Here is an 18852-nt window from a genome sequence, read left to right as displayed (position 1 = left end):
ACGTCGGGTAGCTCGACATCGCGGGGATCCAGCACTTCGATACCGAGCACCTCGTGACGGCCCGCGATGGCGCGCAGCGGACGCGTCCAGTTGATCGGGCCCAAAAAGTCGCTGATGATCACCGCCATCCCGCGGCGTCGTTGCGGCCGGCGCAGCGCGTCGATGGCCGCCGCCAGATCACCGCGCACCCCGACCGGCGCCTTGGGGGTGGTCGCGATCGTGCGCAGCAACGTCTGCTCATGCATGCGCCCTGAGCGGGCCGGGACCCGGATCATCCGCTCCCCGTTGGATACCAGCGCGCCGAGCCGGTTGCCGCCACCGCTGTTGAGGAAGGTGATCGCGGCCGCGGCCGCCACCGCCAGGTCACGCTTCTCGCACACCGTCGTGCCGAAGTCCAGGCTCGCCGACATGTCGACCACCAGCCAGGTCTCCAGCTCCCGGTCGGCGATCATCTCGCGGACGTGCGGCACCGTGGTGCGCGCGGTGACGCCCCAGTCCATGCGGCGTACGTCGTCGCCGGGCTGGTAGAGCCGCGACTCTCCCGGCTCGGTGCCGGGCCCCGGAAGCAGGCCCAGGTGATCGCCGTGCAACACACCGTCGAGCTTGCGTTTGATGGTCAGCTCCAGAGTGCGCAGCGCCGCCGATAGCTTCGGGTCGTCGATCTCACCGCGCTGCATCGACGGCGGGTGCACGACCGCCGGCGTCTTGGATTCTGTCACCGACCGCTAGCCGCCCCAGCGGCCTGCATCACCGGAGGCACCGAATGTCCTTGCTGCGGAACGGCGTTCACCTGTGGCAGGGCAACCGTCTGCAGAACCCGGTTGATGACGACCTCCGGCGCGATCTCGTCGGCCAGCGCGTCATAGGTCAGCACCAGCCGGTGGCGCAGCACGTCAGGGATGACCTCGATGACATCCTGCGGAATCACGTAGTCCCGGCCGCGCACCAGCGCCAGCGACCGCGCAGCAGCGATGATCCCCAGCGAGGCACGCGGCGATGCACCGAACGCGACCCAGCTCTTGACGTCGTTCATGCCGAGCTGTTCGGGATGACGAGTGGCGGTGACTACCCGAACGACGTAGTCGACCAGCGCATGATGCACGAAGTTGTTGGCGGCGATCTCCTGCAGCCGCAGCAGATCGCCGGTTTGGAGAACCTGCTTCGGTGTCGGCGGGGTGACGCCCATCCGGTAGATGATCTCGCGCTCTTCTTCCGGCGACGGGTAGCCGACGTTGATCTTGAACAGAAAGCGGTCGCGCTGCGCTTCCGGCAGCGGGTAGACGCCTTCGTGCTCGATCGGGTTCTGGGTCGCCATCACCAGGAAGGGGTTGGGCATCGGGAAGGTCTTGCCGCCGATGGACACGTGGCGTTCCTGCATGACCTCGAGCAGCGCCGACTGCACCTTGGCCGGGGCCCGGTTGATTTCGTCGGCGAGCAGGAAGTTGACCACCACCGGGCCCAGTTCGGTGTCGAACTCCTCTTTGCCCTGCCGATAGATGCGGGTACCGATGATGTCTGTGGGCACCAGGTCGGGGGTGAACTGGATGCGCGCGAACGTCCCCCCGACGACCCGGGCGAAAGTCTCCACCGCCAGTGTCTTGGCCACACCGGGGACACCTTCGAGCAGCACATGGCCTTTGGACAGCAGGCCGACGAGCATCCGCTCGACCAGCTGGTCCTGCCCGACGATGATCCGCTTGACCTCGAAGATGGCGCGCTCAAGGGTGTGCACCTCGGCGGCCAGCCCGTTGCCGCCGCCCGGCGCGGCGTGCGCCGGGGATGTCGGGGGCCCGCCCGGCCCGGAGTAACCGCTGGCGCCCTGGGGCGGCCCACCTGGTGATGTCATCGGCTTTCCTTCACGGCTCAATCTCCACAGCTTTTTGAGGCCCGACTGTCAAAACAATCGAGGGACGGCAGTGTGCCCTTGTCAACTATTCCAGGCGTCCGGGATTCCGTCGACGTGGCGCCCGTGGAGGCCCAATTGCCCGCTCCTCCCACGTCGGTGCGACCCGCATGGCTACCGGGCGTCAGTACTCGATGATCCGGGTGACGTATGGCGTCATCCCTTCTGTCCGCACCGGGCTGACGATGACTTTGCCCGCGATGCTGGATGCCTCCAGCATCTGGCCGTTTCCCAGATACAGAGTGACGTGCTGGCTTCCGCCGGGACCGTAGAAGATCAAATCGCCTCGCTTGGCCTGTGACGGCGGGACGTGCCGACCCGCGTTGTACTGGTCACCGGAAAACCTCGGGATCAGCACACCGACGCCGGCTAACGCGTATCGGGTCAATCCGGAACAGTCGAAGCCGACCGTGTCGGCGCCGTCTTCCACGCCTCGGCTCGGGCCCTCCGGTGTGCCGCCGCCCCACGAGTACGGCACCCCCATCTGCGACGCGCCGCGGCGGATCACGTACTCGACGGCCTGGCGCCCGTACACCCGTGGAATTCTGCTCGGGCTGGTGTTATTGCCGCCACCCCCGCCGCCCGCGCCGCCGCCGATTCCGAGGCTGCCGAGGAACTTGCGGCCCAGGTCGAGGGTGGACTGCGTGGCCTGGGCGGTGGCCGCCATCGAGGCATTGGCGATCGCCAGCGGATCGCCCGGTGCGCCTGCGCTGGGCACCTTAGGCAGTGTCGGGTCCCATTGGGGATCGTCGGCCATGGCCGGGCTGGCCAAACCGATCAGAAGCCCGATCACCGCCAAAAGCGGCCAAGCCAGCATGATGCGACGAAATCCGTTGTGGCGCATTATGATTCGCATGTCACCACTCGATGTAGCGGACCACGTAGGGGGTCATGCCGCTGGTTCGCACCGGTGCGACCCGCACCTTCAAGCCGACGTCAGGGGCCTCGAGCATCTGTCCGTCGCCGAGGTAGAGCGTCACGTGCTGGCTGCCGCCCGGGCCGTAGAAGATCACATCGCCGCGCCGCATCTCCGCTGAGGGGATCTTGCGGCCGAGGTTGTACTGCGAACCCGAGTAGTGCGGCAGCTTGATGCCAACCCCGGCAAACGAATACAGGATCAGTCCTGAGCAGTCGAAGCCGACCGTGTCGGAGCCCGAACCAATCCCCCGGCTCGGGCCCGCGGCGTTGCCACCGCCCCACGAATACGGCACACCCAGCTGCGAGAGCCCGCGGCGGATGACGTATTCGGAGGCCTGCCGGCCGTACACCCGCGGGATCCGGCCATTGGTGATCCCGGTGTCGTTGGGCTTGAGGATGCCCAGCTTCTGCAGAAAGCCGCGGCCCATGTTGGCGGTGACCTGCGACGACGTCGCCGAAATCCCCAGGACGGAGTTGATGATCGCGATCGGGTCACCCGGGACGTTGGCGCTGGGCACCATCGGCAGGGTGGGATCCCACTCGCCGGCCCACTGCTTGCGATCCCTGGCCGGACCGGCTGCGCTCGGTGCCCCGGGATCCCACCGGTCACCGGAGCGGGTGCCTGCCTGCGCGCCGCTGGCGGATGCCGACCAGTTGCGGGCCGCGTCGAGTTTGGCTTGGGCCGCGTTACGTTCGGCAGCTAGACGATTGACCTCCGACTGCTGTTCGCTGAACTTGCGCTGGGCGCCGGTGAGTGCTGCCACCGCCGCGTCCTGGCTGGATTGCGCGTCCGCGGCAGCCCGGTCGGCTTTCTGCTTGGCCAGCCGCGCCGCCGACTCCTTGTTCACCTGCTCAGTGCGGGCCCGCTGCAGGTTCACCATCACCTGCCGGGAGCTGGCGGCCAGAGTCCGGCTGGCGGTCGCGGTGGCGATGATGTCGTCGGGGTTGGCGGCGGTCAGATAAACATCAGACGGACCGTTGACGTAGGTGGCCGCCGCGAAGGTGTCGAAGCGTCGCTGGGCGGCGGCAATTGCGGCGTCGGCGTCCTTGACCGCTTGCTGACTGACCTCGACGTCGTGCTGCGCGGCCGCGGCGTTGTCGCGCGCCGTCTGCACGTCGACCAAGGCCTTGTTGACGCTTTCCTGCTCGCTCTGGATGGCCGCGCGCAGATCGTCCAAGCGTTGGTTGGCCTTGGCGACATCGGCGATCAGCGCGGCCAGTGAGTCCGGGCCGCCGGGATCAGCCAGCCCTAGCCCAGGCGTTCCCGTCAGCAGCAGCACCACGCTCAACACCGCCGCGGCGGCAGGCCGAGCGACCCAGGCCGCCAGCCGGAAAGAAGAGCCGCGGCAGATGCGTCTCATTCGACTCTGGTCTCCTATGGCTCAACGCGGACGACGCCAGCCCCAGTAATCACTGCAGGCACGATGCATGACAAAGGCACCGTTTGAACCATAAGTCACATATGACCCTATGGAAACTTTAGTAACAAACTACAGCGCTGTAGTTTGATTACTTGTGACCGAATGGTGACTTAGTGAACGCCGCGACCTAGCACGGTTACGAATCGGACGCGGAGGAAGCCGGTCAGGCGCCTACCCCGGCGTCGTCGGCGACCGTGTTGTCGTCCTGCGCGGCCGTCACGGATCGCTTGGCCCGCAGTTGCAGGATTCGAGTGCCGACAGCGCCCGCGCACACGCCGATCACTACCAAGATGGTGAACGCTGTCCATGGGAATTGCGGAGTGCTCAATTCGTGGAGGAAATTCTGCGCCGATTGCACCGGATTGCCGGTTTTCGCGTTGTCCTCGCCGATCTCCAGCGTGGCCCGCGGGAAGTGCGTGCTGTAACTGCCGACGTGCGACGGGCTGAGCACGAGCACGGTGGCGTCCGGGTGGCTGCTGCCGATCACCGTGGCGACGTCCCGCAATGGCGTATCCATTGGAGGGTTTCGGTCAAGCACCACGATCTTGAGGTCGATGCCGTCCTTGCTGGCTTGGTTGACCACCTGCCGCAAGCCGGGAACATCGGGGGGCGGCGCGCTGATGCCGTCGGCGTCGACGGCCGCTTTGACCAGCGCCAGACACTGGTCGGGCGGGGTCGACGGGTCCGTACCGACGGCGCTGCAGATTTCCCCTGGGATGTATAGCGGCGCATGCAGCGTGGTCACGGTGCAAGACGGTACGCGACGACCGCGCGGACGACGATGCGGGCCGGGTAGTGGCCCGAGGAGGAGGAGCGCGATCAGAGCCTGCGTGGACCGTGACAGCACATGCACGCGGCGAGAAGATTAGGCGACGTCCTTTCGCGCGACCGTAGCGAATTGCAGGACAAGCGTACTGTTAAAGTGGCACGCGCGGGGCCGGCACGGCCCCTCGGCGGTGGAGAACTACATCTCGGGAGTTGATGTGACGACAGAGTCAGTGAATTCGTTCGGAGCCCGCGACACCCTCAACGTCGGGGACGACAGTTACCAGATCTACCGCCTCGACGCGGCGCCCGGCACCGAAAAGCTCCCCTACAGCCTCAAAGTCCTCGCCGAAAACCTGCTCCGCAACGAGGACGGCCGCAACATCACCAGGGACCACATCGACGCGATCGCACACTGGGATCCCCAAGCCGAGCCCAGCGTCGAAATCCAGTACACCCCTGCCCGGGTCGTGATGCAGGACTTCACCGGGGTGCCCTGCATCGTGGACCTGGCGACCATGCGTGAGGCCATCGCGGAGCTGGGCGGCGACCCCGAGCGGGTCAATCCGCTGGCGCCGGCCGATCTGGTGATCGACCACTCGGTGATCGCCGACCTGTTCGGCCGCGCCGACGCCTTCGAGCGCAATGTCGAGCTCGAATATCAGCGCAACGGCGAGCGCTATCAGTTTTTGCGTTGGGGCCAAGGTGCTTTCCGCGACTTCAAAGTGGTGCCGCCGGGCACCGGCATTGTGCACCAAGTCAATATCGAGTACTTGGCGCGCGTGGTCATGGAGCGCGACGGAGTGGCGTACCCGGACACCTGCGTGGGCACCGACTCTCACACCACGATGGTCAACGGGCTCGGCGTCTTGGGCTGGGGGGTGGGCGGCATCGAGGCCGAGGCAGCGATGCTCGGTCAGCCGGTGTCTATGCTGATCCCGCGGGTGGTCGGCTTCAAGTTGACCGGTGAAATTCAGCCTGGTGTCACCGCCACAGACGTCGTGCTCACCGTCACCGAAATGTTGCGCAAGCACGGCGTGGTCGGCAAGTTCGTCGAGTTCTACGGTGAAGGTGTGGCCGAGGTGCCGCTGGCCAACCGCGCCACACTGGGCAATATGAGCCCCGAATTCGGCTCCACCGCAGCAATTTTCCCGATCGACCAGGAGACAATCGACTATCTGCGGTTCACCGGGCGCAAAGAGGAGCAGCTGGCGCTGGTGGAGGCGTACGCCAAGGAACAGGGCATGTGGCACGACCCCGCACACGAGCCGGAGTTCTCCGAATATCTCGAGCTCGACCTTTCCGACGTGGTCCCCTCGATCGCCGGGCCGAAGCGTCCGCAGGACCGAATCGCCCTGGCAGACGCCAAAACCACGTTTCGCGAGCAGATTACGAGCTACGTCGGCGATGATCCGGACAAGACGGAGTATTCCAAGCTCGACGAGGCGGTCGACGAGACGTTTCCGGCCAGCGATCCGGCGTCACTGTCGTCCAATGACGGCAACGGATCTCCGGTGCACTCGGCTGACGCAAGCGCCAAAGGCCGCGTGAGCAACACGGTGCGGGTCAAGTCAGACGAACTGGGCGAGTTTGTGCTCGACCATGGCGCGGTGGTGATCGCCGCGGTCACCTCGTGCACCAACACCTCCAACCCTGAGGTGATGCTCGGCGCGGCGCTGCTGGCCCGCAACGCCGTCGAAAAGGGCCTGACGTCCAAGCCGTGGGTCAAGACCTCGATGGCGCCGGGCTCGCAGGTGGTCAGCGACTACTACGAGAACGCCGGCCTGTGGCCGTATCTGGAAAAGCTCGGCTTCTATCTGGTCGGCTACGGCTGCACGACCTGCATCGGCAACTCCGGGCCGCTGCCCGAGGAAATCTCCAAGGCGGTCAACGAAAACGATCTGTCGGTTGCCGCGGTGCTGTCGGGCAACCGCAATTTCGAAGGCCGCATCAACCCGGACGTGAAAATGAACTACCTGGCGTCACCGCCGCTGGTGATTGCCTACGCGCTGGCGGGCACCATGGACTTCGACTTCGAGACGGAGCCGCTGGGCCGCGACAAAGACGGCAACGACGTCTTCCTGCGTGACATCTGGCCGTCGCAGAAGGACGTGTCCGACACCATCGCCTCGGCGATCAACCAGGAGATGTTCGTCAAGAACTACGCGGACGTGTTCAAAGGCGATGAGCGGTGGCGCAATCTGCCGACTCCGAGCGGCAACACCTTTGAATGGAATCCGGATTCGACGTATGTGCGCAAGCCGCCGTATTTCGCTCGCATGGCGGCCGAGCCGCGGCCGGTGAGCGACATCACCGGCGCTCGGGTGTTGGCGCTGCTGGGCGATTCGGTGACCACCGACCATATTTCGCCGGCGGGCAGCATCAAACCCGGCACGCCTGCGGCGCAATACCTCGACGACCACGGAGTGCAGCGCAAGGACTATAACTCCTACGGGTCGCGCCGCGGCAACCACGAGGTGATGATCCGCGGCACGTTCGCCAACATCCGGCTGCGCAACTTGCTCCTCGATGACGTGGCCGGCGGCTACACCCGCGACTTCACTCAGGATGACGGCCCGCAGGCATTCATTTACGATGCGGCGCAAAACTATGCGGCCCAAGGTATTCCGCTGGTGGTGCTGGGCGGCAAGGAATACGGCTCGGGGTCGTCGCGGGACTGGGCGGCCAAGGGCACTGCGCTGCTGGGGGTTCGGGCGGTCATTGCCGAGTCGTTTGAGCGCATCCACCGCTCCAACCTGATCGGCATGGGTGTGATTCCGCTGCAATTCCCGGAAGGCAAGTCCGCGCAGTCGCTGGGTCTGGACGGCACCGAGGTGTTCGACATCACCGGTATCGAAGCGATCAACGACGGCAAGACCCCGAAGACGGTGCACATCAAAGCCAGCAAAGAACACGGGAAGCCAGTCGAGTTCGACGCGGTGGTGCGCATCGACACCCCGGGCGAGGCGGACTATTACCGCAACGGCGGGATTTTGCAGTTTGTACTGCGCAACATGCTGAAGTCCAGCTAGCTCGGGTGCATCCGTGCCCAAGGTCAGCGCGGACCACCTGGCGGCCCGCCGCCGTCAAATCCTCGACGGTGCTCGCCGGTGTTTCGCCGAATACGGTTACGACAAGGCGACCGTACGGCGGCTGGAACAGGCGATCGGATTGTCGCGTGGCGCGATCTTTCACCACTTCCGTGACAAGGACACGCTGTTCTTCGAGTTGGCCCGCGAGGATGCCGAGCGGATGGCGGCAGTCGCCTCTCGTGAGGGGCTGATCCAGGTGATGCGCGAGATGCTTGCCGCGCCGGAGGAGTTCGACTGGCTTGCCACGCGGTTGGAGATCGCCCGCAAACTACGCAACGACCCGGCCTTCAGTCGCGGATGGCGAGAACGCTCAGCGGAATTGGCGGCGGCGACAACCGAACGGCTGCGCCGACAGAAGCAGGCGGGTCGCGTGCGCGATGACGTACCCAGCGACGTGCTGCAGTGCTACCTAGACCTGGTTCTCGACGGATTGGTGGCGCGGGTGGCTGCCGGTGAAGACCCGCAGCGGCTCACCGCTGTCCTGGACCTGGTCGAACGCTCGGTGCGCCAGGGCTGATGCGTTACCGGGCCCGGGTGCGGTGGTTGGGTCCGCCGCGGCTGCGCATCGTGGTACCCGATTCGCGCAGCATGCTGTGGATGGACCCGTACGATCTGCCAGTGGAAGCCACAAGTTTCCGGATGCTCGCTCCGCCCTCGTATGCATTGCGCAACTCGGCCACCAGCTGCTCGCGTGTCTTCTTCGTTTTCCTCATCGGCGCCTCCCCGCGGTCACCCGGATGAGGCATAGCGTAGGAAGCAACTGTTGGCGGCGCGGCAGTTTGGACGAAAACGCCTGCGGCAGCTCAAGCCAATTCGATGAGATCCCGGTACTCGTCGGACCAGTAGTCCTCGGTGCCATCGGGCAGTAGCACAACCCGTTGCGGCTCCAGCGCCTCGGCCGCCCCGGGGTCATGCGTCACCAGCACCACCGCGCCGGTGTAGCTGCGTAGCGCGTCGAGCACCTGTTCCCGGGAGGCGGGGTCGAGATTGTTGGTTGGTTCGTCCAGCAGCAATACGTTTGCGGTCGAGGCCACCAACCCGGCGAGCGCCAACCGGGTCTTTTCCCCGCCGGACAAGGTGCCGGCCAGCTGCTCGAGCTGCGGACCGCTGAACATGAAAGCCCCAAGCAGGCCACGCAAATCCTGCTCGCCGGAATCCGGTGCGGCATGGACGATGTTCTGCCACACCGTGGCCGCGTTGTCGAGCGTGTCGTGCTCCTGCGCGAAATAGCCGATTTTCAAGCCATGCCCGGGTTGCAGCGTTCCGGCGTCAGGTTTCTCCACTCCGGCCAACAGCCGCAGCAGCGTTGTCTTGCCGGCGCCGTTCAGCCCCAGCACCACTACCCGGGAGCCGCGGTCGATCGCCAGGTTGACGCCGGTGAACACTTCCAACGATCCATACGTCTTGGTCAGGCCGGTGGCCACCAACGGAGTGCGCCCGCACGCTGCCGGGGTCGGAAACTTGATCCTGGCCACCTTGTCGGCGACTCGCTCTTCGTCGAGCGCAGCGATCATCCGATCGGCGCGCCGCAGCATGTTCTGCGCCGCAACGGCTTTGGTGGCTTTGGCACCCAGCTTGGCGGCTTGGGCGCGCAGGGCAGCGGCTTTGCGTTCGGCGTTGGCCCGTTCGCGCCGCCGACGCTGCGCGTCGGTGGCGCGGGCGTCGAGGTACTTCTGCCAACCCATGTTGTAGACGTCGACCTCGCCGCGCACCGCGTCGAGAAACCACACTCGGTTGACGACATCGGCCAGCAGGTCCACGTTGTGGCTGATCACCACCAGCCCGCCGGCGTGTGTGCGCAGGAAATCCCGGAGCCAGCCCAGCGAATCGGCGTCGAGATGGTTGGTCGGCTCATCGAGCAGCAAGGTGGTGGCCGACCCGTTGTCAGACGCGGCGAACAGGATGCGGGCCAGTTCTACTCGGCGACGTTGACCGCCGGACAGCGTGCGCAGCGGCTGGGTCAACCCGCGTTCGGGCAAGCCGAGATTTGCGCAGATACGGCCCGCTTCGCTTTCTGCGCCGTACCCGCCCAGCGCGGCGAACTTCTCCTCAAGTTGGCCGTAGCGGCGGATCGCGCGGTCACGCTCGCTGTCATCGGCGACCTCCGCCATCAGCGCCTGCTGCTTTTCCAGCTCGGTGAGCAGCGTGTCCAGTCCGCGGGCGGAGAGCACCCGGTCGCGGGCCAGCACATCAAGGTCGCCTTCTTTGGGATCTTGCGGCAGGTAACCGATCTCGCCGCTGTGAATGACTGATCCGGCGTATGGCTGGGTCTCCCCAGCGAGGATGCGCAACGTGGTGGTCTTGCCGGCCCCGTTGCGTCCGACCAGTGCGATGCGATCGCCAGGCTGGACCCGCAATCCGGGCCCGTCAGCGGAGACCAGGATGCGCGCCCCAGCGCGGACCTCGAGGTCCGTTGCCGTGATCACGATCAGTCTCCTTGCCTAATTGTCCGGCTCCTCCTCATCGCGCTTCGCGCTCTGCATCGTCGCCGGACGGCGACGACCGTCACGTGTCGTCGGTGAACACCGGAGGCCGTTTCTCGGCGCGCGCGGCAACCGCTTCCTCGAAGTTGGAGGTGAGCAGACGAACGAACAGCTGTCCGAGGCCTTCGGCCTGCATGTGCCCTTCCAGGCTAGCGGCGTCCAGTCCACTCCACAGTGTGCGCTTGGTCAACTCGATTCCCGGACGCGAGAACGTCGCGATCCGTTCGGCCAGCGCATAGCAGGTGTCCAGCAGCTGCTCGTCGGGCACGCGATACGACACCAGCCCGATGCGTTCTGCTTCTTCAGCGTCGACGTCGCGACCGGTCAGCATCAGCTCGAACGCCCGCGACGAGCCGATCGCCCGGGGCAGCAGATAGCTCAACCCCAATTCGCTGGCGGTCAGCCCGTTGTTGATGCCGGCCGCCCGGAAGTAGGCACTGCTCGAAGCGACCCGGATGTCGGCGGCCAGCGCCAGGCATAACCCGCCTCCGATGGCGGCGCCGTTGACCGCGGCAATCACAGGGTGATGCAGTCGCCGCAGCCCCAGGATCACGTCGTCGAGCAGTTCCATGGAGCGCAGCGCGTAGGTCGGCCGGGTCAACCCCTCAATGTGCGGCACCTGCCCCGGCGACTTGTGGTCGGCGCCCGACGAGAAGCCCCGGCCTGCGCCGGTCAGCACGACGACCCGCACGGAATTGTCGTAAGTCACCTCGGCCAGAGCCTCTTTGAGCGGCACCATGACGTCGAAGGCCATGGAGTTCATCCGCTCCGGCCGATTCAGTGTGATCAGCGCTACCTGCGGCCGCGGGTGCTCGACAAGGACAAAGCCGGACTGGAGGTTCACGCATTGCACGCTATCGCGTGCCGGCGGTCAGACCTCGTCAGGTTCGGACTGCTCGGCGATCGCGGCGTCGACGTCGAAGGCCTTCACCTGCTGCACCAAGTCTTCCAGCGCGGCCGGTGGCAAAGCGCCGGCCTGGTTGAAGACCAACTTGCCCTTCTTGAACGCCATCAATGTCGGGATGGCGCGGATTTGAGCGGCTGCTGCGAGTTGCTGCTCGGCCTCGGTGTCGACCTTGGCGTGCACGATCTCGGGATGTTTCTCCGAGGACGCTTGGAATGTCGGCGCGAACTGGCGGCACGGGCCGCACCACGAGGCCCAAAAGTCGACGAGGACGATGTCGTTGCCGGTGATGGTGTCATCGAAGTCTGCAGCGGTGAGGTCTCGGGTAGTCACCCTTTGCCCACCGCGGTGAGCTGCCGCACTGTTCCCGGAGCCGGCAAAGTCGGCGGCGGCCACCCCCCTCTGGTGGCCGCCGCCGTCCATCGCCACCGTCAGCCCCTCCAGCCAACCCCCCTCGACTGGGTTCGCCGCGCGTTTGGTGGTACCCACGATTATAGGTGAAGACATGTTGAGATCTACATATATCGCTGATATTGAGTGCTGTGTGGTTGAATTTGCAGATGGCCCAGGGGACGAAGCGCCGAACCGCTCCCCCGGTTCTCGACCCCGCCGCAGCTGCCAAAGTTGCTGAAACGCTGCAGGCGCTGGCTTCCCCGAACCGCCTGCGCATCCTGACCCGGTTGCGGCAATCGCCGTGTTCGGTCACAGAATTATCGGCCGCGGTCGAAATGGAACAGCCCGCCGTTTCCCACCAGCTCCGGCTGTTGCGCAACGTGGGCCTGGTGGCCGGCGACCGCAGCGGGCGCAACATCGTCTACCGGCTCTACGACAGCCATGTCGCCGCTTTGCTGGAGGAAGCCATCTACCACATCGAGCACCTTCACGTCGGCGTCAGCGATACGTTTCCTCACCCCGTCGACACTCTGCGGTCGGGATGGCCCGAAGGTCGGGGTCGCTCGGCTCGCCCTTGACCATTCGTGGCGCCGATCGCGCCATAACACCCGAGCCGAGGCGTGGCCCGCGAGCGGTACAGCCATACACAGCAACCTCTCACCCGGGCGGCAGGAGATCATCAGCCAAACGGGCGATCGTAAAATGCGCCGCCGCCGCGGAACTCAGTCGCGGCTACACGCTTGCGCACAACACACCAATTGATCGGAGAACGCCGATGTCTGTTCCCTCGCCCACGGCTCGACTGGCCCGGTTCGCGATCTTCGCGGCCGCCGCAGCCACCGCGTTGTCGGTCGCCGCGTGCGGCACATCGAACAAGGGGACCAATGCCACCAGCGCCTCCACGAGCCCGACGAGTTCGTCGGCGGCACCGGCACACACCAAAGGCACGGACCACGTCGCTGGGCTGATCGCCTCGGTGTCAGGCAGCACGATTCAGGTCACGCAGTCCGGCGGGAACGCCACAGTGGAATTCACGCCCTCCACCAAGGTCGTCGAAGTCACGCCAGCCCAGCTGACTGACATCACCACCGGCAGCTGCATCAGCGTGCGCCCCACGCCCGAAAGCGCTCCGGTGGCCAGCGCCGTGACTGCGCAGTCGGTGCGGGTCAGCGCACCCGTCGACGGCAAGTGCGCGCAACCCAAGCAGCAAGCCGGTTCGGCCACCACACCCCCGTCGTCCGCTGCACCGGCGCAGAGCCGGGGAATCAACGGCGCCGTGGCCTCGGTCGCGGGCAACACCATCAACGTCACGAGCACCGATGCCGGCGGCAGTGCGTCGCAGACAGCCGTCACCGTGACCGATAAGACCAGATACACCAAGCAGACAACCACCGACCGCCAAGCGATCGCGCAAGGCAAATGCATTACCGCACGGGGAACCAAAGATGGTGGCGGAACGCTGCAAGCCACGACGATTACGCTTCAGCCGGCGAACAACGGCAAGTGCCCGCAGCCGGGCGGAAATCACCACGGCCACTAGCCGGTCGACGATGCGGGCGGTCCCGGAGGACACCAGACATCGATGTCTGCCATCTCGCCTACGCCGCATCTGAGGCGATCCGCGATCCTAATGGTCACCGCGGTCACCGCGTTGTCGGCCGCGGCGTGCGGCCCATCGAAAAGCCCGGGTAACGAAAACACCGGAAAACCGACATCGTCGGCACGCCCGACGACCTCTCCCAGCACGCCGGCGCCGCCACCCAACGAAGGCATCGGCAACGTCGAGGGCATGGTGTCGTCGGTGTCGGGCAATACGATTCACCTCCGGCTACGGACCGGGACCGCCACGGTGAACTTCTCACCGTCGACAACGGTCACCGAGGTCAGTCCGGCGCAGTTGACCGATGTCACCGTGGGCAGCTGTGCCGACGTGGAGCCAACCCCGGAGACCGCTCAAGGCGCTGGTGGGCTTACCGCACAATCGGTGACGATCAGTCCGGCCGTCGACGGCAACTGCGCGCCACCACCCGCGGCGGCGAGTACACCAGCCTCCCCCGGTGCGCCCGCGGAGGGTTCGGGGGTCTACGGAATGGTCGGCTCTGTCTCCGGCAACACCATCACGCTCACCACTGCGGGCGGCAAAACCCCGCCGACCAATGTGACCGTCACCAACACGACAACCTACGTCAAGCAGCTACCTAGCAATACGCAAGCGATCACACAGGGTAAGTGCCTGGCGGCCCAGGGGCCTGACGACGGCGGTGTCGTGCAGGCGACGACGATCGAGCTTCAAGCCTGCCCGCCGATGGGCCGCCCGCACCGCCACATCCCGTTGCCTCACCTGCCCCACCACTAGAGGACTCAGTACGATCGCGGCAGGCCGAGGCTGTGCCTGGCAACGTGGCTGAGGATCATTTCACGGGTGATCGGCACGGTTTTGAATAGCCGGACGAATTCATACATGTTGGCCAGCGCCACTTCTCGGGTGAATCCGCTGCCACCGTGCACTTCGATGGCTTGGTCGACGCAGCGGATGGCGGCGTCGGCGGCCAGGAATTTCGCCATGTTGCTGGCCTCACCGGCGTCGGCGCCGGCGTCGTAGCTCGCCGCGGCGTGCCGGGTCATCAGCCGGGCCGCTTCCAGCGCAATCTTGGCCTCCGCCAAGGGATGGGCGACGCCTTGGTGGGCGCCGATCGGCGTCTGCCAGACCCGCCGTTCGCGGGCGTAGGCCACCGCCTTGTCCAGCGCGTATCGGCTGACGCCGTTGCAGATGGCGGCGATGATCACCCGTTCGGGGTTCATGCCGTCGAATGCGACCCGTAATCCGTTGCCTTCGCCGCCGATCAGCCGATCCGCGGGGACGGCAACGTTGTCGAAGAACACCGTGAACGACTTGTCGGTGATCTCGAATGTCATTGGTATGCGGTGCATCTCGATGCCGGGGGTGTCGCGGTCGACCAGCAACAGCGACAGCTCAGCGCGCCCGGCTGCGTCGGTGCCGGTGCGGGCGACGACGAGCAGCGCGTCGGCTTGGTCGGCGGCGGTGATGAACGTCTTTTGCCCGTTGATGTAGTACTTGTCGCCGTCGCGGTGCGCGGTGGTGGATAGCCGATGGGTGTTGGAGCCGGCGCCGGGTTCGGTGATCGCGAACGCGATCTTGACGGTGCCGGCAGCCATCGGCTGCAGCCACTGCCGCTTTTGCTCGTTGGTGGCGTGGCGGGCCAGCAGGCTGCCGACGATGCCCGGCGAGATCATCAACATGATCTGCGGGCAGCCCGCCGCGGCGGCCTCTTCGGCAACGACGTTCATCGCGGTCAGTCCCATTCCGCCGCCGCCGTAGTGCTCAGGCAGATTCACCCCGACGAAGCCGCCGGCTGCCAGCGCGTCCCACAGCTCGGTGGGATGCTGCAGGGTCTCACTGCAGTGAGTGAAATACGCGTTGCCGAATTTGGCGACGATCCCATGAACCGCAGCGCGCAGTTCGGTTTCTTCGGTGTCGCTCAAGAAGGCGGTCGAGGTCAACGGAAGTCCATCCAGTGCCCGTGCGGGGTGAAGCCCAGCAGGAACGGGATCTCGATGCGGCAGATCGGACCGGCGGTGATGTCGTCGGTGTCGAAAACGAGGTATTCACCGATGTTTTCGGTCCACCGTGACACCGGCACCATCAGGTAGCCGTCGCCTTCGGGCGCCTCGGGGGTACGGGGTACGAAGGTGGGCTCCATCACCAGGGCCGGGCGTTCGTGGCGCAGGCGGTACTCCTGCTCGCGGCCGGTGTCGATGTCGCGAACGATGAGGCTGTGCATGCGCATGCCTTGGCCTTTGGCATCGCCGCCGATCAGGTATCCCCACTTGTGGCCGCGGCCGTAGTAGCGTTCGTCGACTTTCGGCAGCTCGCATGACCGGTCGCCGAGCAACTCTGATTTGACGCTGCCGGCGTCGAGGTCCACCGTCCAACGGCCAAGTGCGCTGCGGGCGAGGTTGAAGAACAAGGCGATGTCCTGCCCTTCGAACCGGTCGATGTCCAGCGGGAAGGGTGGTCGCTCGAAGACGGGGCCATCCAAGGTGACGGTGTTGTCGACGACATTGGCGGCCAGCGTATGCATCACGTACTGTGGCTCGATTTCCGCAGTGACCCAACGGATTTCGCCGTGTTCGACGTCGTCGCGGGGAACCAGCGCCAGCATGGTCGGCAATCGCGGGTCCCAGACGTGCACCGACAGTCCGCGCTCGATCCGGTCGGGGTCGAACACGAACCCTTGGAACGGCAGCACCATCCAGTCGGGGGTCAGCCACATGTCGTGGACTTCGCAGCAATACGGTGCATCGGTCAACTCACGCGAGATCACGGCTCCATCGGGTCGTACCACATGCACGGTGACGTATGGCCGGCGGTTGCTGTAGGCCCAGCCGTACAGTGTGCCGGTGGCGCTGTCCCACTTCGGGTGTGCGGTGAACGCCGCGTCGCCGTAGCAGGCTTGGTCGAAGATGCCGCGCGACAGCTGCGGCGACCACGAGACCACCCCGCGGGTTTCGAGCGTGATCGGATCCAGCGCGATCGGCGGGCTGCCCTGCTCGCCGGAGGCAAGGATCTGCCCGCCGAAGGGAAAGCAGTTGATGTTGTTGGTGCCTTGTGGGATTCCGCGGGTGTGCTGGTCGCGCACGGCTGGCCCGAAGCCGATGTTGCGCCAGTCGCTCCATTCGCCGTCGGCCCAGCAGAACATGCCGCGGCCGTGCCGCTCTTCGAGCAGGTATTTGGGCGTGCGGATCCAGCGGTTGCGGAAATCGGCGCGGCCGTTGTCCAGCGTCAGGCCCTGAACCATGCCGTCCATGGCCAACAGGCCGTTGCTGCCCTGTTTGGTGGGCCGCTTGAACGTCGGCCCGGCCCGGTAGAAGCCGCCGGACAGTTCTTTGGGGATCTCGCCGAACGTCGTGACACAGTCCTCGACGGTCGCCTCGAACCGCATCGGCCGGAACGCTCCGGTGAGCACGGCGGCATTCGGCACCATCACCATGGCGACTTAGTATACTAAGTGCCGTGACGACGGCAAAGTCTTTTCGGCCCTCTCGGGCCGCCGACGTTGTCGCCGCCGGCTTGCGCCGCCAGATCCTGTCCGGCGAACTCGCGCCGGGCGATTCGCTGCCGACCGAAAGTGAGCTGGTCAGCCAGCTCGGAGCCAGCCGCGAAACGGTGCGCGTCGCGCTGCGGTTGCTCGACGCCGAAGGACTGACAACGACCAGCCAGGGACGCAGCGGTGTGCGCATCCGTCACCCTGAGCCCGAGCGGGTGGCCCGCTCGCTGGTGCAGTTGCTCACCCTCACCGGCGCGACGTGGGGCGATCTGCTGGCGTTCCGCAAAATGTTGGAACCGGCGGCAGCGGCACACGTCGCCCAGCACGCTTCTGCACAGCAAAAAGCGGCCCTCGCCGAGGTCGCCGAGCGCGGTATCGCACCGGATGGCGGAGGCTATCACGAATTTCATGAGCTGCTCGTACAGACAAGCGGAAATCCCATCCTGACAACGGTTCTCGCCGCTATCGAGCAGGCGGTCCGCTGGGCCGCCGCCGAACAAGACATCACCCAGTACGACCGCGAAGAAGCGGCCAAGTCGCATCGTGCGATCGCCGGGGCGATCACCGCTGGCGATGCGCAGACGGCCGAGCACCGCATGCGCCGGCACCTCGACGCCGCTCTGCGTCATGTCGAGGAATCAGGATTGCTTGGCGCCCCGATGATTCCGCCGTCGCGCTGGCGCGCCGACTTCAGTGACCTACCCTGGCGGTGACTATAACCACCACGAAACAGACACTGTGTCAACGTTCGATGCCATCCAGGAAAGGTATGCACCGAGGCGGCGTCTGCAGCAGGATCACAATCTTCATGATCACAACACACCAGGCGCCGCTGCTGGTTGGCCCCAAACTCGCCCTCAGGCAAGCGTCGCCTGCGCGGCGGCGGCAATGACGTCGGCAGGGTCGCCGCGAACGCGCCAGGCCCGGAGTTGTCGCATGGCGCCGTTACCCTCTTCGCTCAGTCGAGCTAGCTCCGAATTCACCTGCCTGTGTTCGCCGAGTGAGTGCAGGGCCGGTGCAATGCGGTCGACGAAATCGATCAATAGCCGCCGGGTCGGTACCAATCTGCGGTCGCCGGCAAGGTCGATCGCTTGACCGTCGAGCCCGTCGTGCGCCGCTTTCCAGTAAGCCGCCCGCGATACGTGTGCGGGAACGCGCAAGGCGGTTTCCCCACGCCGCATCTCATCCAATGCGGTCATGACAGCGGCGCGAATCAGGGTGGCCAGCAGCACCGTCTCGGCCACCGTCGATGGCACGTCGGCGACCCGCACCTCGATCGTCGGATATTTCGCCGATGGACGAACGTCCCAATAGACCATCCCGTCGTCGAGTACGGCGCCGGTATCGATCAGCATGCGGACCGTGTCGTCGTAGTCATCAACCGAGTCAAAAACCGGCGGGGGTCCCGCGGCGGGCCAACGGCCCCATAAGATGCTGCGCCAGCTGGCATAGCCGGTCTCGGCGTTGTGGTACACCGCCGAGTTGGCGGTCAGCGCCAGCAGGAGCGGCAGCCAGGGTTGCAGCCGGTTACTCACCTCGACCGCCGATTCCCGGTCGGGCACCTCGACATGAACGTGACATCCGCACACGCCCTGTTCTCGGGCCAGCATGCCGTACCTGTCGCCGATCCGGCGATAACGCGGCGTGTCGGTCATCGGGAACTCCTGCGACATGTAGGGCGGCAACCCGAGCGCCAACAGCCGCACGTCGCATGCGCCCGCCGCGTCGGCGGCGACGCGACGTAGCCGCAGCAGTTCATCGCGAAGCTCACCGCTGGAAGCGAGGACACCGGTCGTGGTTTCCACCTGGCAAGTGGTCAATTCCAGCTGCAGCTCGACACCACGCCACCGCGCCTTATCGGCGACCGCCCGATTGGCCGGCGCTGGTTCGTTGTCGGCCCCGAT

Annotated in this window: 18 protein-coding genes; 6 read left to right on the top strand and 12 right to left on the bottom strand. The window is 65.8% G+C overall.

The features are described from left to right. From ACFE99_RS07390 to ACFE99_RS07370, 5 genes are all read right to left on the bottom strand, one after another. On the bottom strand, window positions 1-719 hold a 719-nt coding region (locus ACFE99_RS07390; protein WP_375483860.1), incomplete at its 3' end, for a DUF58 domain-containing protein. Next, window positions 716-1846: an AAA family ATPase gene (locus ACFE99_RS07385; protein ID WP_375483858.1), complete on the bottom strand. Its 1131-nt coding sequence runs from the start codon at window positions 1844-1846 to the stop codon at window positions 716-718. The genes ACFE99_RS07390 and ACFE99_RS07385, both read right to left, overlap by 4 nt. Before the next feature lie 181 nt (window positions 1847-2027). Next, window positions 2028-2747 (bottom strand): NlpC/P60 family peptidoglycan endopeptidase RipB, encoded by a 720-nt coding sequence (gene ripB / locus ACFE99_RS07380; RefSeq protein WP_375483881.1) that lies wholly within the window; start codon window positions 2745-2747, stop codon window positions 2028-2030. A gap of 13 nt (window positions 2748-2760) precedes the next feature. After that, window positions 2761-4182, bottom strand: a complete 1422-nt coding sequence (gene ripA / locus ACFE99_RS07375; RefSeq protein ID WP_375483856.1) for an NlpC/P60 family peptidoglycan endopeptidase RipA — start codon at window positions 4180-4182, stop codon at window positions 2761-2763. 223 nt (window positions 4183-4405) lie between these two features. Further along, window positions 4406-4948, bottom strand: a complete 543-nt coding sequence (locus ACFE99_RS07370; RefSeq protein ID WP_375483879.1) for a DUF6676 family protein — start codon at window positions 4946-4948, stop codon at window positions 4406-4408. 277 nt (window positions 4949-5225) lie between these two features. On the opposite strand from ACFE99_RS07370, the gene acnA reads away from it, so the two are divergent. After that, window positions 5226-8039, top strand: a complete 2814-nt coding sequence (gene acnA / locus ACFE99_RS07365) for an aconitate hydratase AcnA (RefSeq protein WP_375483854.1) — start codon at window positions 5226-5228, stop codon at window positions 8037-8039. 13 nt (window positions 8040-8052) lie between these two features. Beyond that, window positions 8053-8616, top strand: coding sequence for a TetR/AcrR family transcriptional regulator (locus ACFE99_RS07360; protein WP_375483852.1), 564 nt, complete (start codon window positions 8053-8055; stop codon window positions 8614-8616). A 4-nt stretch (window positions 8617-8620) separates the two neighbouring features. Here ACFE99_RS07360 and ACFE99_RS07355 read toward each other — a convergent pair whose 3' ends face one another. The 4 genes from ACFE99_RS07355 to trxA form a co-directional block, all read right to left on the bottom strand. Next, window positions 8621-8812 (bottom strand): helix-turn-helix domain-containing protein, encoded by a 192-nt coding sequence (locus ACFE99_RS07355; protein WP_083085948.1) that lies wholly within the window; start codon window positions 8810-8812, stop codon window positions 8621-8623. 90 nt (window positions 8813-8902) lie between these two features. Then, a complete protein-coding gene (locus ACFE99_RS07350) occupies window positions 8903-10525 on the bottom strand; it encodes an ABC-F family ATP-binding cassette domain-containing protein (protein ID WP_375483849.1) in 1623 nt (540 codons plus the stop codon). Between the two features lie 79 nt (window positions 10526-10604). Continuing rightward, entirely contained in the window at window positions 10605-11435 is an 831-nt protein-coding gene (locus tag ACFE99_RS07345) for an enoyl-CoA hydratase (protein ID WP_375483847.1), read from the bottom strand. A gap of 18 nt (window positions 11436-11453) precedes the next feature. After that, the gene (gene trxA / locus ACFE99_RS07340; protein ID WP_375483877.1) at window positions 11454-11819 is read right to left on the bottom strand and encodes a thioredoxin; all 366 of its coding nucleotides are present in this window, start codon (window positions 11817-11819) and stop codon (window positions 11454-11456) included. A 227-nt stretch (window positions 11820-12046) separates the two neighbouring features. Between trxA and ACFE99_RS07335 the strand changes: the two genes are divergently transcribed. From ACFE99_RS07335 to ACFE99_RS07325, 3 genes are all read left to right on the top strand, one after another. Beyond that, a complete protein-coding gene (locus ACFE99_RS07335) occupies window positions 12047-12457 on the top strand; it encodes an ArsR/SmtB family transcription factor (protein WP_375483845.1) in 411 nt (136 codons plus the stop codon). A 197-nt stretch (window positions 12458-12654) separates the two neighbouring features. Beyond that, a complete protein-coding gene (locus ACFE99_RS07330) occupies window positions 12655-13419 on the top strand; it encodes a DUF5666 domain-containing protein (protein ID WP_375483843.1) in 765 nt (254 codons plus the stop codon). Window positions 13420-13461: 42 nt separating this feature from the next. Next, window positions 13462-14235: a hypothetical protein gene (locus ACFE99_RS07325; RefSeq protein ID WP_375483842.1), complete on the top strand. Its 774-nt coding sequence runs from the start codon at window positions 13462-13464 to the stop codon at window positions 14233-14235. A gap of 5 nt (window positions 14236-14240) precedes the next feature. On the opposite strand, the gene ACFE99_RS07320 is transcribed toward ACFE99_RS07325, so the two are convergent. Together ACFE99_RS07320 and ACFE99_RS07315 are read right to left on the bottom strand one after the other, a co-directional pair. Continuing rightward, window positions 14241-15401, bottom strand: coding sequence for an acyl-CoA dehydrogenase family protein (locus ACFE99_RS07320; RefSeq protein WP_375483840.1), 1161 nt, complete (start codon window positions 15399-15401; stop codon window positions 14241-14243). After that, window positions 15398-16891: a carotenoid oxygenase family protein gene (locus ACFE99_RS07315; protein WP_375483838.1), complete on the bottom strand. Its 1494-nt coding sequence runs from the start codon at window positions 16889-16891 to the stop codon at window positions 15398-15400. The genes ACFE99_RS07320 and ACFE99_RS07315 overlap by 4 nt, the downstream gene beginning before the upstream one ends. Window positions 16892-16914: 23 nt before the next feature. On the opposite strand from ACFE99_RS07315, the gene ACFE99_RS07310 reads away from it, so the two are divergent. Then, window positions 16915-17661, top strand: coding sequence for a FadR/GntR family transcriptional regulator (locus ACFE99_RS07310; RefSeq protein ID WP_375483836.1), 747 nt, complete (start codon window positions 16915-16917; stop codon window positions 17659-17661). Between the two features lie 144 nt (window positions 17662-17805). Here the strand turns inward: ACFE99_RS07310 and ACFE99_RS07305 are convergent, their stop codons facing one another. Then, window positions 17806-18852: a glutamate--cysteine ligase gene (locus tag ACFE99_RS07305; RefSeq protein ID WP_375483834.1), complete on the bottom strand. Its 1047-nt coding sequence runs from the start codon at window positions 18850-18852 to the stop codon at window positions 17806-17808.

The sequence above is a fragment of the uncultured Mycobacterium sp. genome (assembly GCF_964249325.1).
In the GTDB taxonomy this organism is placed as follows: Bacteria; Actinomycetota; Actinomycetes; order Mycobacteriales; family Mycobacteriaceae; genus Mycobacterium.
The sequence above is the reverse complement of the archived record's forward strand: the minus strand, read 5'-3'. Positions and strand labels throughout refer to the sequence as shown.

Excerpts from the sequence above, each read along its gene's own strand:
- ACFE99_RS07335 (WP_375483845.1), top strand. The coding sequence starts at position 12,047 with ATGGCCCAGGGGACGAAGCGCCGAACCGCTCCCCCGGTTCTCGACCCC.
- ripB (WP_375483881.1), bottom strand. The coding sequence starts at position 2,747 with ATGCGCCACAACGGATTTCGTCGCATCATGCTGGCTTGGCCGCTTTTG.
- ACFE99_RS07330 (WP_375483843.1), top strand. The coding sequence starts at position 12,655 with ATGTCTGTTCCCTCGCCCACGGCTCGACTGGCCCGGTTCGCGATCTTC.
- ACFE99_RS07355 (WP_083085948.1), bottom strand. The coding sequence starts at position 8,812 with ATGAGGAAAACGAAGAAGACACGCGAGCAGCTGGTGGCCGAGTTGCGC.
- ripA (WP_375483856.1), bottom strand. The coding sequence starts at position 4,182 with ATGAGACGCATCTGCCGCGGCTCTTCTTTCCGGCTGGCGGCCTGGGTC.
- ACFE99_RS07385 (WP_375483858.1), bottom strand. The coding sequence starts at position 1,846 with ATGACATCACCAGGTGGGCCGCCCCAGGGCGCCAGCGGTTACTCCGGG.
- ACFE99_RS07315 (WP_375483838.1), bottom strand. The coding sequence starts at position 16,891 with ATGGTGATGGTGCCGAATGCCGCCGTGCTCACCGGAGCGTTCCGGCCG.
- ACFE99_RS07325 (WP_375483842.1), top strand. The coding sequence starts at position 13,462 with ATGTCTGCCATCTCGCCTACGCCGCATCTGAGGCGATCCGCGATCCTA.